Origin of the sequence: Aeromonas sp. 11P, assembly GCF_051920165.1 — a bacterium.
Taxonomy (GTDB): Bacteria; Pseudomonadota; Gammaproteobacteria; order Enterobacterales; family Aeromonadaceae; genus Aeromonas; species Aeromonas veronii.
Genome location: NZ_JBQBDJ010000004.1, coordinates 4,006,935 through 4,022,674 on the forward strand (window position 1 = coordinate 4,006,935; position 15,740 = coordinate 4,022,674).

Consider the following 15,740-nt stretch of genomic DNA (forward strand, 5'->3'; position numbering starts at 1 on the left):
CGGGTCAGAGAAGGATGTTCATCACCAGCATGGCGCCGAAGGCGTTGAGTACCGAGATGGCGACCATGATGGGGATGTAACGCCCTTCGGTGCCGATGCAGCCGAGAATGCGGCCCATGTACTGCACCTGGGAGCCCATCAGGTAGATGGCTGGCGCCAGAATGGCGATGTGGGTGCCGTTGAGGATCCCCTGATCGAACAGGGTGATGACCACGCCGACCGCACCACCCATCGACATCCAGGCGCCGATCAGCACGGCTGCCGCCTCACCGGGCAACCCGAAGATGGCCATGATAGGTGCAAAAATGGCACCCATGGCATCCAGCGCGCCGGTGATCTGCAGCGCCTTGATGATGACGAAGGCCATCAACACGTTGGGGACGGTGGAGGTGGTGGCGATGACCCAGCCCTTCTTGGCCCCTTCGACGAAGATATCGGTGACGATGGGTTTCTTGATGTTGGCCTGGCTCATTTGGCTTGCTCCTGAGTGTTGAGGGTCTGCTGGGTGTTGTTATCGGTCTGCTTGCCTTCGCTCATATTGAGGTAGACCCGGAACAGGTTGGCCCCGACAAATTTGAAGGCGAACATCACGATGACTGCCAGACCGATGGAGGAGCTGACCGCCGGGCTGCCATCTGCCAGCGTCAGGGTGAACAGCACGGCGCCGGAGGAGAAGAAGTTGACGATGGTGGCACCAGCGGAGAACTGGAACATGGTGAATACGTCGGTTTCACGCTTGGTGATGAGCCCTTCATCCTTGAGCTGACGAGTCATGGCGGCACCGGCATCGGTACTCTGCAGGGAGGCGATCAGCGCCAGACCTGTGTTGCCCGGGATCCCCATCAGTGGGCGCAGCAGCGGGGTCAGCAACTTGCGGGCCGCTTCCAGCGCGCCGTAGTGTTCCAGCACATTGATCATGCCAAGGGCAAACATCACGGTGGGGATCAGGGTCAGGGCAAACAGAAAGCCATCGCGAGCGCCGTTGCCCCCCTTGCCGCGCATATCGGTCATGGCGGTCTTGATGCCGTCACCATTCTCGCTGACGCTTTGGACCATGGTGCCGAACGAACCATTCAGCGTGGTGAAATCGAATACCCCGTACCACTCGCCGGATTGCAACAGTCCGGAGAAGAAGACCACGGCGAAGGCCAGTGCCAGGTAACTGCCTATGCTCACCGAGCGTGTTTTGTCTGTCATTAGCTAGCTCCATATGAATAATTATTTAATCTGAATAATTATAATTGATATGGATGTCACTAAATTGATGGTGGTCAAAATGGTTTGCTACAAATGACGAATGTATTGGGGTTATGTGACTGTGATCGCCATATGATTGGACGATAATCTGGTTTTTATCGAATTATTTGAGTGAATAAAAAGCAGGGGCGGGATAGCGGGGCAATAAAAAACCGGGCACTTGGCCCGGTTTGGTCAATCAGTCAGATGTGATTACTGGAGTACCAGCACCATCAGCAAGCCGACGCTAATGGCAGATACCAAGAAGGCAAAGCCATAGAACACATAGTGGTGCAGCTTGGTGGTGTGGATCCCCAGATCGTGCAGACCGTGGTAGATACGGTGCATGCCGTGCCAGACTGGCAGGGCGATGATCACCAGTAGGATACAGGCACCCCACCAGGAGCTGGCGAACGCGTGCACGCGGTCATAGCTCATGGTTTCCACGTCCATGATGCCCATGGGCACCAGCAGACCGGTGATGAGGACAATGACCGGCAGCAGCATGGCAACGACCATGCCACCCGCACCAAACAGACCCCAGTAAATTGGTTCGTCAGAACGTCTCATTGTTTTCTCCTCAGGCCACGATGATCAGGACAAGCAGGGACACCACCGCCAGCGCCACATACTGGGCGAGAACGATCGGCTTCTCCGGTACCAGGTCTTCACCACGGAAGATACGCATGGCTTTCGGCGCCAGGGCGAACCAGGTTTTGGCATGGAACAGGCACGCCGCCAGAGCGACGACATGGAACAGGATGGCGATCGGGCTTTGCAGGGATTCCAGCCAGCCGTTGAACGCTTCCTGACCCTGAACCAGGCGCATCAGGCCCCACATCAGCACAACGGCGTAGATGGAGACGAAGATACTGGTGCCTTCACGGATCATGTAACCGGTGTAGAAGGCGTTCTTCAGCCACCAGTCTTTCTTCATTTCGCGGACGTAAGGTTTACGTTTGCTATCAGTGTTGTTCATGGTCTCAATCCTGCTCTCAATCTGGCTTGAACATGGCGATCATGTAGTCCTTGGCGCTTTCGACCTTGCCAAGCTGGATGGCCGCCGCCGGATCGACGCCTTTCGGGCACACTTCGGAGCAGTAGCCCACGAAGGTACAGCCCCAGACGCCTTCGTCCTGGCTGATGATGCGCATACGCTCTTTGGCGCCGGCATCACGGTTGTCGACGTTGTAGCGATAGGCCAGAGCCAGTGCCGCCGGGCCGGTGAACTTCTTGTTGATGCCGTACTGCGGGCAGGCCGCGTAGCAGAGACCACAGTTGATGCACTGGGAGAACTGCTTGTACTGCGCCATCTGGGCCGGAGTCTGGATGTACTCGCCATCACACAGGCTGCGCGGCTCGCTCGGGATGATGTACGGCTTGATGCTCTCCAGCTTCTCGATGAAGTCGGACATGTCGACCACCAGATCGCGCTCGATCGGGAAGTTGTTGAGCGGCTCGACGGTCATCTTGCCCGGCAGATAGTCGCGCAGGAACGCCTTGCAACCCAGCTTGGGCACACCGTTGACCATCATGCCGCAGGAGCCGCAGATCGCCATCCGGCAGGACCAGCGGAAGCTCAGGGTAGAGTCCAGGTGATCCTTGATGTACTGCAGGGCGTCCAGCAGAGACATCTCTCTCTGGTATGGCACCTGGAAGGTTTGCATCCAAGGCTCGTTATCCTGTTCCGGACGGTAGCGCAGGATCTCAATTTCAATCATCTCAGCCATTCTTCTTAGCCTCGTCTTGTTTCTCACCCTCGGAGCCGTACACGCGTTTTGCCGGCTGGGACTTAGTGATCTTCACATCGGAGTAATCGATGGAGGGCGTTTCGCCATTTTTGTAGAACGAGAGCGTGTGCTTGAGGAAGTTCACGTCATCGCGCTCTTCGTAACCATCCAGACGCTGGTGGGAACCGCGGGACTCTTTACGATTGATAGCGGAGTGCGCCATGGCTTCAGCCACGTCCAGCATGTAACCCAGTTCGATGGCGTACAGCAGATCGGTGTTGAAGACAGAGGACTTGTCGTTGATCTTGACCTTTTTGTAACGGGCTTTCAGCTCGTTGATCTTGTCGATGGTGCCCTGCATCAGCTCTTCGGTACGGTAGATACCGACACCGGCTTCCATGGACATGCCCAGTTCGTTGCGGATGTCGGCCGGGTTTTCGGTACCGTCTATGTCCATCAGGGAGAGGTGCTGCTTGATGAGCGCCTCGGCCTTGGCGGCCAGCGCTTCGGTGTTGCCATGCTTCTGAGTCTTGGCAAATTCACCTGCCTGCTCACCGGCCAGCTTGCCGAATACCACGATCTCGGACAGGGAGTTGGAACCCAGACGGTTGGCACCGTGCAGACCGACGGAGGCACATTCGCCCGCGGCGTAGAGGCCGGGCAGACGGGTGGCACACTTGTTGTCAGTCTCGATACCACCCATGGTGTAGTGGGCGGTCGGACGTACCGGGATAGGCTCTTTGGCCGGATCCACGTTGACGTAGGCTTTGGCCAGTTCGCAGATGAACGGCAGACGCTCTTTCAGGTACTTCTCGCCAAGGTGACGCAGGTCGAGGTGAACCACATCGCCCATCGGGCCCTGAATGACGCGGCCTTTCTGCTGCTCTTGCCAGAATGCCTGGGAAACACGGTCGCGCGGACCCAGCTCCATGTATTTGCTCTTCGGTTGGCCAATCGGGGTTTCCGGGCCCAAGCCGTAGTCTTGTAGGTAGCGGTAGCCATCCTTGTTGAGCAGGACGCCACCCTCACCACGACAACCTTCGGTCATCAGGATGCCGGTGCCCGGCAGACCGGTCGGGTGATACTGGACGAATTCCATATCACGCAGCGGTACGCCGTGACGGTAGGCCAGCGCCATGCCGTCGCCGGTGACGATGCCACCGTTGGTGTTGTAGCGATAGACACGGCCAGCACCGCCGGTTGCCACGATCACCGATTTGGCCTGGATGAAACGGGTGATACCGTTCTGGATGTCGAAGGTCAGTACGCCCTGAACGCGGCCGTCGTCCACGATCAGATCAAGGCAGAAATGCTCGTCGAAGCGCTTGATGCTCGGGTATTTGACGGAGGTCTGGAACAGGGTGTGCAGAATATGGAAACCGGACTTGTCTGCGGCGAACCAGGTACGCGGAACCTTCATGCCACCAAACGGACGCACGTTGGCTTTGCCATCCGGCTTGCGGCTCCAGGGGCAACCCCAGTGCTCCAGCTGGATCATCTCTTTGGTCGCGTTGTTGACGAAGTATTCCACTACGTCCTGCTCGCACAGCCAGTCACCACCGGAGACGGTGTCGTTGAAGTGGTTTTCGAGGGAGTCGTCATCACGGACGACACCGGCGGCGCCGCCTTCGGCAGCAACCGTGTGGCTGCGCATCGGGTAAACCTTGGAAATCAGGGCGATGTCCAGGTCTGGCTGTGATTCGGCTATAGCGATAGCGGCGCGTAAGCCGGTACCGCCAGCACCGATGATGGCCACATCGGTCTTGATAATATCCACATCTGCCTCCTTAGGGATAGATTTGCTGGGCACGATTTTGCTCTATGAAAAAAATTCAGGCTTGATGCAAGTCAAACTGCTAGGTTTTATTCCCTTTTTATTGGTTATTTTTCTATAAAACACCCAAATCCCTGGATGAAAATGTCGTTATTATCGTCATTTTTTGGTGTTACTGAGCAGTTGAACACCTAGCTACGAGTACTTTAACTTCTGGATTGTACGTAGTTTTCTTTCAATAAAATGCGAATCACCTCTCTTTTTAGGTACTCGCGAAAAAAATTTTAAGTTTTTTATTGTAATTTTTTAATGAGAATTATTGGCATTTATCTATTCGGATAGAAATAGGTAATCCGAAATGCTGTGGTGATCACGGCGGTGATCTGATAATTCCAGACGAATTACAAGGATTTCAAGGCGGGGTATTTGGCGGGTAATGTGAGATTACTCACTGAAAATTAAGCGCTATTTAGAAAAATAAAAGGGGCCTGTACGGCCCCTTTTGCTCATGCTCAAATGCGGAACATGCCGACCTGATTGCTCAGTTCACCCGAAATATTTTTAAGTTGTTCAGAGAGATGGCGTGAGCTGTCTGCATCCACTGCCAGTTCATCCGAGACATCTTTCACCGCCTGAATGTTGCGGCTTACCTCATCGGTGACGGCCCGCTGCTCTTCAGCCGCGCTGGAGATCTGGGTCGCCATGTCGGAGATCTGGTTGATCGAGGTGGTGATCTGCTCCAGCGCGTGGGTGGCGTTGTTGGCGTCATCCACGCTGTTCTGGGCCAGCAGCTGGCCTTCGTGCATGGTGCTGACCGCCCCTTGGGTATTGCGTTGCAGGGTTTCGATCATATTGCGGATCTCGACGGTGGAGCTGTGGGTACGCTGTGACAGTACGCGCACCTCGTCGGCTACCACCGCAAAGCCGCGGCCCTGTTCACCGGCACGGGCCGCTTCGATGGCGGCGTTGAGTGCCAGCAGGTTGGTCTGCTCGGCGATGCCCTGAATGGTGGAGAGGATGGTATTGATCTCTTGAGCGTTTTTCTCCAGTTCCTGAATGATGTTGGAGGCCTGTTCCACCTGGGTGGCCAGATCGGTTATGGAGCGCTGGTTGCGGGCGATCACCTGCTTGCCATGCTCGCAACTGCTGGAGGAGCTGCGGGCCGCTTCGGCGGTCTGCTCGGCGTTGCTGGCAACCTCGACCGCGGTGGCCGACATCTCGTGAACGGCCGTTGCAATCTGGGAGATCTCGTTTTGCTGACGAGCCAATCCCTGATTAGCCTTCTCCGCCATGCTGTGGGAGGACTTGGCCTGTTGGTTGAGTTGGCCGGAGGAGTTGGAGATATCCTGCACCATCACGTGGATCCGCTCGATGAAGGTGTTGACGTGTTTGGCAACCGCGCCCACCTCATCCTCACGTTCAATCTTGATGCGGCGGGTCAGATCGCCGTTGCCACGGGAGAGATCGGCAATCGCTTCGCCCAGGGTTTTCAGAGGGGCCAGCGAGCCGTTGATGGCGACATAGGAGAAGCCTGCCACGATCAGTATGGTGATAAGCCCCTGAATGAGGGAGGAGGTAACCATGCGGCGTACCGACTGGTAGGCGGTCTCCTCATCCACCATCATGCCGTAATACCAGTTGGTATTGGGGATGGCGTTGAAGTCAAAAACCTCTTTCTTGCCGCTGATCACCAGCTCGTTGATCATGCCATCGTGGGCTATCTGGTTGATGTAAGATGCGGTCAGTTCCGGTGCCAGAGCGGTGGCGGATTTCAGGCTCAGGGAGGCATCGGGGTGAGCGATGATGGTGCCATTGCTGTCCACCAGCATGGCGTAGGTGCCCTCGGTGGTGACCGCCAGAATATCCGAGATCAGTGAGCTGATGGAGACGTCACCGGCGATGACGCCCTGGGTATTGCCACGCTGGAACGGCTCGGCAATGGTGACAATCAGCTGGCCGGTGGAGATGTCGGCATAGGGGGCTGTGATGACCAGCTTGCCTGCGGCGGCCGCGTCCTTGTACCAGGGGCGTTGACGTGGGTCATAACCGGCGGGCAAATCGGTTGGTTTGCTCTGGATCATCTTGCCGTCTGCGGTACCGGCATAGACCAGGTCGAAGCCACCGGCATTCATGGACTGGGCCAGATGACTGATGGGCTCATCTTCTTTGGCGAATGCTTCCTTGGTGGTGCTGACCATGCTGATCCGGGAGTCGACCCAGCGGGAGATCCCCTTGACGTTGGCCATGGAGCTTTCGTCGATGATGTTCCAGACCAGTCGCTGGGTCTCGCTGCGCAGTTGCGAGGTGTTGTACCAGACCTGCAGGCAGGTGATCACCAAAATGATGACCCCGATAGCCAGAACAAGCTTGTTTTTAATGGATAAGTTCATAGTTACATCCTTGTGAGCGTCAGTCTGAAGTGTGTGTGGAATCTAGTTATTGTTATGAGCCTCTGTTTATCGGCTGAAGTTGAACTCTTTGTATCCCGGTCAGCTATTTAAAGTTAGTGCCTAAATCAGTGGTTATCCATGCGCGTATCGCCCCCTCACTGCGTCAGAAAACGATCTGGTCGATTGGTGAAGATTCCATCGACCCCCATGCTAGAGAGCGTTTCATAATCTTCTGGATAATCAACGGTATAAACCAGAACTTTGAGCCCCCGGCGATGGGCATCATCGACCAGCTCGGCGTCGATGAAATCAACATCGCAATTGATGGACCAGGCCCCCAGCTCGTCGGCAAACTGCGCCAGGTTGAGCGGCAGGTTAGCGGTCAGGGCACCGAGCCGGATATCGGGCCGCAAGGCGGCAAATCGGGCCAGCTCCGGGTGATGGAAGGAGGAGACCAGCCACTGGCCGGGAGTAAAGCCCAGTTCGGCCTCTGCCCGTCGGGTCAGGGCTGCCACCGCATCGGCGGTATAAGTCCCCTTGAGCTCGATATGCAGCTCGCAGCGTCCGGCGATGATCTCCATCACCTGCCACAGGGTCGGGATCACCTCTCCCTCACCGGCATCGAGCTGCTCCAGATAGGAGCGCGATTGCTCGGTCAGCACCCCCTTACCGTTGGTGCAACGCTCCAGCCGCCGGTCGTGAAAGACCCACAACTCGCCATCGGCCGCCTGTACGTCGATCTCGATGGCTGATGCTCCCAGCTCCAGCGCTTTGGCCATCGCCTTGAGGGTGTTTTCCGGTGCCAGACCGCTGGCGCCACGGTGGGCAATAATCTGCATGTTCTGCTCCTTGTACCTCGCGGATCAGCCGCGGCTCAGGTGAATGTCGATCTGTTGATGGGGCAGGGTAAGTCCCTGCTGCTGCATCTTCTCCAGCACCAGCGAGTGAACCTCGTGAGTGATGGGCATCCGGTGATCCATGTTGTTGACGTAGAGGCGGATCTCGTAGATCAGTGCCGAGTCGGTGAATTCGATCAGGAAGACCTCGGGCGTCGGCGTCTCCAATACCAGGGTCGATGCCTGGATGGACTCTTCCAGAATGCGCTGCACCAGTTTCGGATCCCGGGTCAGGCCGATCCGGATCCGCAGTTTGACCCGGGTGATGGCATCGGAGAGTGACCAGTTGATGAACTGTTCGGTGATGAAAGCCTTGTTGGGCACGATGATCTCCTTGCGATCCCAATCCACGATAGTCGTCGCCCGGGTTTTGATCTTGGTGACGGTGCCAGTGAGATCGCGGATGGTGACGGTGTCACCGAGCCGGATTGGCTTCTCAAACAGGATGATGAGGCCGGAGACAAAGTTGGCGAAGATCTCCTGCAGACCGAAACCCAGCCCCACCGAGAGGGCGGCGACCAGCCACTGGGTCTTCGACCAGTCGATGCCCAGCATGGAGAAGCCGGTGAGGGCGCCGATCAGGATCACCAGATACTTACTGGTGGTCGTGAGGGCAAAGCCGGTACCTGGGGAGAGGCTCAGGTGCTGCAGCAGGGTCAGCTCCATCAGCCCCGGCAGGTTGCGGGCAGTCACCACGGTCAGGATAAAGACGAAAGCGGTCAGCATCAGATCCTGCAAGGTGATGGCCGAGAGCTGCTCGATGCCGCCAATCTTGCTGCTCACCTGCCACACCTCGATATTGCTGAGGAAGCTGAAAGCGGAGTTGAGATCCGACCATTGCACCACCACCAGCATGGTGAAGCCCAGCATCAGCAGGGTGCGCACCAGTCCCAGCGACTGGGCGCTGATGGTATCGAGATCCAGCTCAGTCTCTTCCACCACGTCCGGGGTCTCGGAGCTGAGCTCGTCATGCCCCTCTTCCCGGCCGCGCTGGGCCAGGATCTCGGCCCGCTTGCTCTTGGCGCGTTCGAAGGCGAGGCGGCGGCGCTGGATCAGCATCCAGCGTCTGGCCAGATAGTAGGCCAGCAGGCAGCCCAGCCCCACCAGCAGGCTCAGCTCCAGCTGGCGCAGCAGGGTGCGCGAGGTATAGAAGTAGCCAAACAGGGCGCCAATCACCGCCAGCAGCGGTGCCAGCATCAGGCTGTTCCAGATGAAGTGGTGCAGCAGATGGGGCTTGGTCATATCGGTCTGGCCCCAGGTGAGCGGCAATCTCTCCCGGTTGAGGCGGGCGAAGAAGAGCAGCAGCCAGAGTGCGCCTATCATGAAGGCCATCCGGCCGAGGGAGTCGTAGAAGGCGTGCTCCTGATAGCTGTTGGCCATCCCCTGCACAAAGAAACTCGGGATCAGCACCAGCAGCAGAGTGCGAAATTGCCCCCATACCTTTTGCACCTGTTCCCGGGGCCAGCGGAAGTGGTGGATCAAAATCCCCCTCTCCAGTGTCAGATGGCGGGCCATCACCAGCGCCAGCAGCAGAAACCAGATCTCGCCAAGACCGCGCGCCACCGCCACCGCAAACGGGTATTGCCAGGCCCCTTCGAGCAGGCCGCGCACCATCAACACCATGGCGGGCAAGGGGAGGGCGGCAAGCAGGGAGCGCAGCAGCAAGCGGCTGGTGAGGCTGAATTTGTCCTGGGTCACCTTGCCGATCCGCGGCGCAATATGGTCGCAATAGAGGTTCAGGTGACGGGCCAGTTTGAACCAGCTCCAGGCCAGCACCAGCAGACCAATACCGGCCAGCGTGAGGCTCAGCGGGCTGTTTTCGGCGATGGCGTAGGGCAGTTGCAACCAGTTGTCCGGGTTGAAGGCCAGGGTCAGCGCGGCAGGAATGCCGAGCATCACCTGTGGGGTAAAGGGGCGCACATCCGGCATCCAGAACAGGTGGCTGGCACTGATCTCCCGGATCTCGTCGATCTTGCTGTTCTGACGGCTGTAGAGCAGTTTGAGGCGGGTCTGCTCCTGAATGAGGGTGTCGGAGGCGTCGTTGAGCCGGGTCAGCAGTTGGCGCCGGGCCTTGAGCAGGTTGTCGAGCACCGCTTGCTGTGGCCGATCGAGCGTCACCTCCTCTTCGGCCATCAGCTTGTCGCGCAGCTGGCGGGTATCCTTGAGCCCATCCTGCTCGCTCTCGTACTGGTACTTGGCCATGCGGGCGCTGACGATGGCGGACTCCAGCTTGTCGAGGGGGAACTGGGGGGGCAGATCGGAGAGTTTGCTGCGCAGGTTCTCGCCGTAGGCATTACTGATCTGCAGCCACTCCAGCTGTTCGCGTACCGAGTTGACCAGCTCATTCAGTTCAAACAGATTCTTGTCGACGCTGCGCTGCTCGTCCTGCACCCGCTCAATCTGATCTTCCAGTGTGCCGAGCTGGATGGAGAGCGCCTGATTCTGCTGTTGCTGCTCCAGCAGCAGCGGCATGTCGGTGGTGAGTTGTTTGCGCAGCCGCTCGCTCTCCTCCAGCGCCTGCTCGGTCTTCTCCCGCCGCAGCTGGTTCTGCTGGGTCAGCAGGCTGGCTTGCCACTCATCCTCGTCGGCGATGGCCAGATTGAGCTCCTGCAGCTTCAGCTTGCCGAGATCGTTGCGCTGCTGGGCCGAGAGCTGCTCCAGCTCCAGCATCTGGATCCGGTCGGAGAGGCTCTGCTCCTTCATTCTGGTCAGCAGCAGTTGTGCCTCCTGCTGGCGATCCGATTCACTGCTGAAGCTCAGTCGCTCCAGCTGGCTACGGGTCAGTTGCAGCTGCTTGCGCAGATCATCCACCCGCAGGTGATACTCCTGCCCGGTGCTCTCCAGCTGGTTGAGGCTATCCATCACCCCCTGCCGCTCCTTGCGCAGGTTGAGCTGGCGGTTGCTGCTCAGGCCAATGGCCTGGCGCAGCGCCTCCTCCTTGAGGCTCGCCAGCGGCGGGCGAGCAGCGGGCTGATAGTTGTGCAGGCTCTCCTTGAGGCGTGCCGACTCCTTGGGGTAATCGATAAGGATCTGCTGATAGGCTTTGCTCTGCTCCCGGTAGCGCTCGGCCTCTCTGGCAAATTGCAGCGCCTGCTGGTAGCTCTCCCGCAGCTTCTGGTTTTCCGGGGTGTCGCTCTTGGGCACGCTCTGCAACAGGGATTCGGCCTGGGCAATGGCATCGTCGGCGCGCACGGTTGGCGGCAACAAGAGAAGGGAGAGCAGCAAGAGGGTGAGCAGGCGTTGCAACATGAGGCTCGTTTCCGTTCAGAAGAGGTGGCCCTAGCCTAAAACAGGGCAGGGAGGCGGGTAAAGCAGTCTATATTAATGATTCATAACACAAATAACAGGAAGTCGTGCTGCCGTTTCGCTATGATCCCAGCCGCTTTCTCTCCACCGAGTCGAATATGTCAGCTGTTGATCTGGGCACAGCCCCGCTATCTCGCCTTTTCTGGCGTTACGTAACCCCGACCGTGGCGGCCATGCTGATCACCGGCATCTATGTCACCATCGATGGCATCTTCGTTGGCCATGTGCTGGGTCAGGATGGCATGGCCGGTCTGATGCTGGCTTATCCCATCTGCGCCGTGCTCTATGCGGTGGGGGCCCTGATCGGCATGGGGGCTTCGTCGCTGGTCTCCTTCTATCTGGGGCAGGGCAACCTGGCCAAAGCCCGCCATATCGTCGGCAATGCGCTGGTGATGGTGTTGTTGGCCTCGGCACTGCTCAGTTTTATCGGGATCCGTTATGGCGAGCCCATGCTGGCCTGGATGGGGGCGGAGGGGGAGATCTTTACCGCCGGGCTCTCCTACCTGCAGGCCTACGCCTGGCTTGGCGTCTTTGCGGTGCTGTCGATGGCGTTCAGCTCGCTGCTGCGCAACGATGGCCGCCCCGGATTTGTCACCCTCATCATGGTAGTCGGGGGCCTGCTCAACGTGCTGCTCGACTATCTGCTGATGGTGGTGTTTCCGTTCGGACTGGCCGGGGTTGCGACCGCCACCATGCTCTCCCAGGCAGTGACGGGCCTTGCCTGCCTGTGGCACTTCTTCACACCGCGTAGCCAGCTGCGGATAAGCTGGGACACCCTGCGCCCCGATCTGCGGCTGATGGGCGAGACGGTGCGCCTCGGGATCTCCAGTTTTCTGATGTACCTCTATCTCTCTGTGGTGCTGGCGCTGCACAACAAGGCGTTGCTGGCGGTCGGCACTTCGCTGCATGTGGCGGCCTACGGGGTGATCAGTTACACCGAGGCCTTCTTCTATCTGGTGTTTGAGGGGATCGCCATGGGTATCCAGCCCATCGCCAGCTTCAACGCGGGTGCCGGTCACTGGCGGCGGGTGCTGCGGATCCGAAATCTGGCACTCGGAGTGACGTTGGGGATCGCCCTGTGCGCCATGTTCCCGCTCTATCTGTGGCCGGAGGCGGCGGTCTATCTGTTTGCCGGCGACAACGCCACCTTGCTGCCGGTGGCGAGCCTCGGGATCTGGCTCTACTTCTGGGGGCTGCCGATGGAGGGTTTGCTGCTGGTGGGGGCCACCTACTTCCAGGCCATCAATCGGGCCCGCATCGCCTCCCTGCTCACCGGTGGCAAGCTGGTGCTGATCGGCGGTTTTTTGTGGGGATTCTCGACCCTGTGGGGCGTGCCCGGGGTCTGGCTGGCATTGCCAACGTGCAGCTCATTGCTGGTGTTGGTGATGTGGCGGGCGATGCGTCGGGAGTCCGGCGCCCACGCGCTGGCCGGATAGACAATCAGGTTCGACGTGCAGATAGCAGACAGGCAGCCATGGGCTGCCTGTTTTGTTAGAGGATGTTTTGTTAACGGGCTCTGCCGATTCAGGGCTTGAAGGCACCGATAAAGATGGCGGGATCGACCCGGGTGTCGTTAAGGCTGACATTCCAGTGCATATGGGGGCCAGTAGCGCGGCCGGTCGAACCGACTCGCCCGACGATGCCGCCACGCGGCAGGCTCTGACCGAGCTTCACATCGATCTTCGACATGTGGCAGAACATGCTGATGAGCCCCTGACCGTGGTCGACAAAGACGGTATTGCCATTGAAGAAGTAGTTGCCGATCAGGATCACCTTGCCTGCGGCGGGGGACTTGATCGGGGTGCCGGCGCCCACGGCGAAGTCGAGGCCGGAATGGGGGTTGCGCTCCTCGCCATTGAAGAAGCGACGCAGGCCAAACGGGCTGGAGAGGGGGCCGTTGACCGGCTTGTCGAACAGCAGGTTGCTCGGCTGGTTGGGGCTGAAGGTCTGGTAAGCTCGGGTCTGCTCCGCCAGCTCGCGGTTGATGCGGGTCATATCCTCGGCGAGTGGATTGACCTGACGGCTGTTCTTGAGCTTGATGTGCTGCTCGCGGTAGTGCTTGGGGGTGACGGTGAAGGCGAGAGTACGGCCATCACCTGTGGTCAGCTGCTGGGCGCCGGGCATGCTTTTCAGAGAGATGCCGACGATGGCGATCCACTGGTTGTCTTCGCGCACCACCAGCACGGGTTTGTCGTGATAGCGGGCCGTGGGGGCAGTGGGTGACGCGCCAAGAGGGATCACCGCAACGCCGCCCGGCACCGGATGGTTGAGCAGGCGACTGATAAAACCCTCGGCCAGGGCTGACTGGCTGGCCAGTAACAACAACAGACAACACACAACTCTCATGACGATACCACTCGATGTTAAAGCGCCCGGGATGGCGGGATGACAACCCCCTGTCCGGTATTCGTCGATCACTAAAGGGTGATCACGACACGTAGGCCACGACAGGCGCGGCTGGGGAAGGGGGCAGATTGTGCCTCGTTATGGCCGGGGCAGCCAGAGGCGGGGCGTGGCTGACGCCCCTTTTGTGCATCGCTGCGTCAGGTTTTATGTCGTGGTCGGGCCGCTTCGCCATTGAGTCGCCCCCGCCCTGGCTCTAGAATCGGCTTCCGGCACTGATGCCACCGACACTCCGAGGAGACGATATGAACGGATTACCCCCTTTGCGCACCACTCCGGCCCGGTACACGACAGGTCGTGGCTGGCTCTGGGTTCGCAGCGGGTTCGATATCTTCAACAAGGGGATGGGGATCAGCGTAGCCATGGTGCTGGTCTGGTTTATGGTGGGCATGCTGCTGGAGCAACTGCCGGCGGGTGGCCTTATCTCCCAGCTGCTCTACATGGTGTGGGGCGCGGGTTGGGTGGCGGTCGCCGCTCGGGGTTATCGGGGGGAGCCGCTGCAGTTTGCCGATCTCTTCGCCGGTTTTCGCCACAAGTTGACCCCGCTGATGCTAGGCGGTCTGCTGGTGTTGCTGCTGTTCAGCCTGGTGGGCCTCGTCTGTCTCGGTCTGCTCTCCATGTGGGGGTTGCTCCCGCTGCTGACGCAGGATCCCGAGAGCATGGTGGTCTCAGCCAGCCAGTTGCAACAACTGTTGCTGGTATTGCTGGTGGGGATGCTGCTCATTATTCCCGTGCTGATGGGGGTCACCTTTGCTCCTGCGCTGATCTACCACCACGATATCGGCATCATCCAGGCGGTACGGCTGAGCTTCTTCGGCTGCTGGCGCAATATTTTTCCCTTCTTCTGGTGGGGAGTGCTCTCAGCCATGTTGTTGCTGTTTGGCGCTGTGCTGTTGCTGGTAGGTCTGCTGGTGGTGATCCCGGCGCTCAACTACTCCATCTATGTGGCTTATCGGGATATTTTCCTGGACGAGAGTGCGCAGCCGGAAGCGCCGCACTCAGAACCATTCGGATTTGAAGCCTGATCAAGGGATCAGAGTGAAGAAGGGGCCCGCAGCGGCCCCTTCGTTATGTTTGGGGGCGCGGAGTGCTTACTCCTGCCAGATGGGATCCGCCGCCATGCGGGCCAGCAGAAAATCGAGGAAGCTGCGCAGCAGCGGTGACATCTGCTTGCGGGTGGCATACACCCCGTATACCCCGAGGCGCTTGGGCTGCCAGTCGGTCAGCAGGGGCACCAGTTCCCCGCGCTCCAGATAGGGTTGTGCCGAGTAGCGGGGCTGCAGGCTGATACCGACGCCTTCCAGCGTTGCTTCCAGCAGCAGGTTGGAGATATTGGCGCTCAGGTTACCGCTAACCGGCACTGACTCGGGACCGTCCGGTCCATTGAACTCCCACAGGCTCTTGCCGAAGTAGGTGTAGGTGAGGCAGTTGTGCAGCGCCAAATCCTGCACCTTGTGTGGCATCGGATGATGGGCCAGATAGGCCGAGCTGGCACAGACTACCGAGTGGCAGGTGCCGAGACGACGCGCCACCAGATTGGGGTCGAGGTCGTTGGTGATGCGCACCGCCAGATCGATCCGCTCCTCCACCAGATTGACGGTTCTGTCGAGCAGCAGAATGTCGATGGCTGTCCCCGGGTATTGCGCCAGATAGTCGTTGGCAGCCCCGACCAGCAGCGCTTCTGACAGGGAGTAGCTGCTGGTGATCCGCAGTTGTCCCTTGGGGGCGTCATCTCCCTTCACGGCGATCTGCTCCATCTCTTCGCCGAGTGCCAGCATGGCGCGGGCCCGGTTCAGCGCCTCCTCTCCCGGCCCGGTCAAACTCAGACGACGGGTGGTGCGGTGCAGCAGGCGGGCGCCCATCCAGCTCTCCAGCTCGGCCAGATAGCGCGACACCATGGCGCGCGACATATCCAGTTTCTCTCCGGCGCCGCTCAGGCTCCCTTGTTCAACTACGCTGACAAAGACCCGCAAGGCGGTCAGTCGATCCATGTATGGCTCTCTAT

At 59.1% G+C, this 15,740-nt stretch carries 13 protein-coding genes; 2 read left to right on the forward strand and 11 right to left on the reverse strand.

The features are described from left to right. Positions 1-4 precede the first annotated feature (4 nt). The 9 genes from ACTG1P_RS18615 to mscM all read right to left on the reverse strand — a co-directional run bounded on the left by ACTG1P_RS18615 (position 5) and on the right by mscM (position 11,275). The gene (locus ACTG1P_RS18615) at positions 5-472 is read right to left on the reverse strand and encodes a YjiG family protein (protein ID WP_167556922.1); all 468 of its coding nucleotides are present in this window, start codon (positions 470-472) and stop codon (positions 5-7) included. Then, positions 469-1,197, reverse strand: a complete 729-nt coding sequence (locus ACTG1P_RS18620) for a nucleoside recognition domain-containing protein (protein ID WP_005335061.1) — start codon at positions 1,195-1,197, stop codon at positions 469-471. Before ACTG1P_RS18620 ends, ACTG1P_RS18615 begins: the two co-directional genes overlap by 4 nt. A gap of 252 nt (positions 1,198-1,449) precedes the next feature. Beyond that, positions 1,450-1,806 carry a fumarate reductase subunit FrdD gene (gene frdD / locus ACTG1P_RS18625; protein ID WP_005335059.1) on the reverse strand — a complete coding sequence of 119 codons (357 nt, stop codon included), beginning with the start codon at positions 1,804-1,806 and terminating at the stop codon, positions 1,450-1,452. Positions 1,807-1,816: 10 nt separating this feature from the next. Beyond that, positions 1,817-2,215, reverse strand: coding sequence for a hypothetical protein (locus tag ACTG1P_RS18630; protein WP_005335058.1), 399 nt, complete (start codon positions 2,213-2,215; stop codon positions 1,817-1,819). A gap of 16 nt (positions 2,216-2,231) precedes the next feature. Next, on the reverse strand, positions 2,232-2,966 hold the full coding sequence (locus ACTG1P_RS18635; protein WP_005335057.1) for a succinate dehydrogenase/fumarate reductase iron-sulfur subunit: 735 nt from the start codon (positions 2,964-2,966) through the stop codon (positions 2,232-2,234). After that, positions 2,959-4,743 (reverse strand): fumarate reductase (quinol) flavoprotein subunit, encoded by a 1,785-nt coding sequence (frdA, locus tag ACTG1P_RS18640; protein WP_047437968.1) that lies wholly within the window; start codon positions 4,741-4,743, stop codon positions 2,959-2,961. The genes ACTG1P_RS18635 and frdA overlap by 8 nt, the downstream gene beginning before the upstream one ends. A gap of 509 nt (positions 4,744-5,252) precedes the next feature. Then, positions 5,253-7,130 (reverse strand): methyl-accepting chemotaxis protein, encoded by a 1,878-nt coding sequence (locus tag ACTG1P_RS18645; RefSeq protein ID WP_199416147.1) that lies wholly within the window; start codon positions 7,128-7,130, stop codon positions 5,253-5,255. A 155-nt stretch (positions 7,131-7,285) separates the two neighbouring features. Beyond that, entirely contained in the window at positions 7,286-7,969 is a 684-nt protein-coding gene (locus ACTG1P_RS18650) for a glycerophosphodiester phosphodiesterase (RefSeq protein ID WP_440001912.1), read from the reverse strand. A 24-nt stretch (positions 7,970-7,993) separates the two neighbouring features. Next, positions 7,994-11,275, reverse strand: coding sequence for a miniconductance mechanosensitive channel MscM (mscM, locus tag ACTG1P_RS18655; protein WP_440001913.1), 3,282 nt, complete (start codon positions 11,273-11,275; stop codon positions 7,994-7,996). 155 nt (positions 11,276-11,430) lie between these two features. On the opposite strand from mscM, the gene ACTG1P_RS18660 reads away from it, so the two are divergent. Continuing rightward, entirely contained in the window at positions 11,431-12,768 is a 1,338-nt protein-coding gene (locus tag ACTG1P_RS18660; RefSeq protein WP_440001914.1) for an MATE family efflux transporter, read from the forward strand. An 88-nt stretch (positions 12,769-12,856) separates the two neighbouring features. On the opposite strand, the gene ACTG1P_RS18665 is transcribed toward ACTG1P_RS18660, so the two are convergent. Further along, positions 12,857-13,678 carry a peptidoglycan DD-metalloendopeptidase family protein gene (locus tag ACTG1P_RS18665; RefSeq protein ID WP_440001915.1) on the reverse strand — a complete coding sequence of 274 codons (822 nt, stop codon included), beginning with the start codon at positions 13,676-13,678 and terminating at the stop codon, positions 12,857-12,859. A 302-nt stretch (positions 13,679-13,980) separates the two neighbouring features. Between ACTG1P_RS18665 and ACTG1P_RS18670 the strand changes: the two genes are divergently transcribed. After that, positions 13,981-14,760 carry a BPSS1780 family membrane protein gene (locus ACTG1P_RS18670; protein WP_440001916.1) on the forward strand — a complete coding sequence of 260 codons (780 nt, stop codon included), beginning with the start codon at positions 13,981-13,983 and terminating at the stop codon, positions 14,758-14,760. A gap of 66 nt (positions 14,761-14,826) precedes the next feature. Here the strand turns inward: ACTG1P_RS18670 and ACTG1P_RS18675 are convergent, their stop codons facing one another. Beyond that, positions 14,827-15,726: a LysR family transcriptional regulator gene (locus ACTG1P_RS18675; RefSeq protein ID WP_440001917.1), complete on the reverse strand. Its 900-nt coding sequence runs from the start codon at positions 15,724-15,726 to the stop codon at positions 14,827-14,829. Between the last annotated feature and the right edge of the window lie 14 nt (positions 15,727-15,740).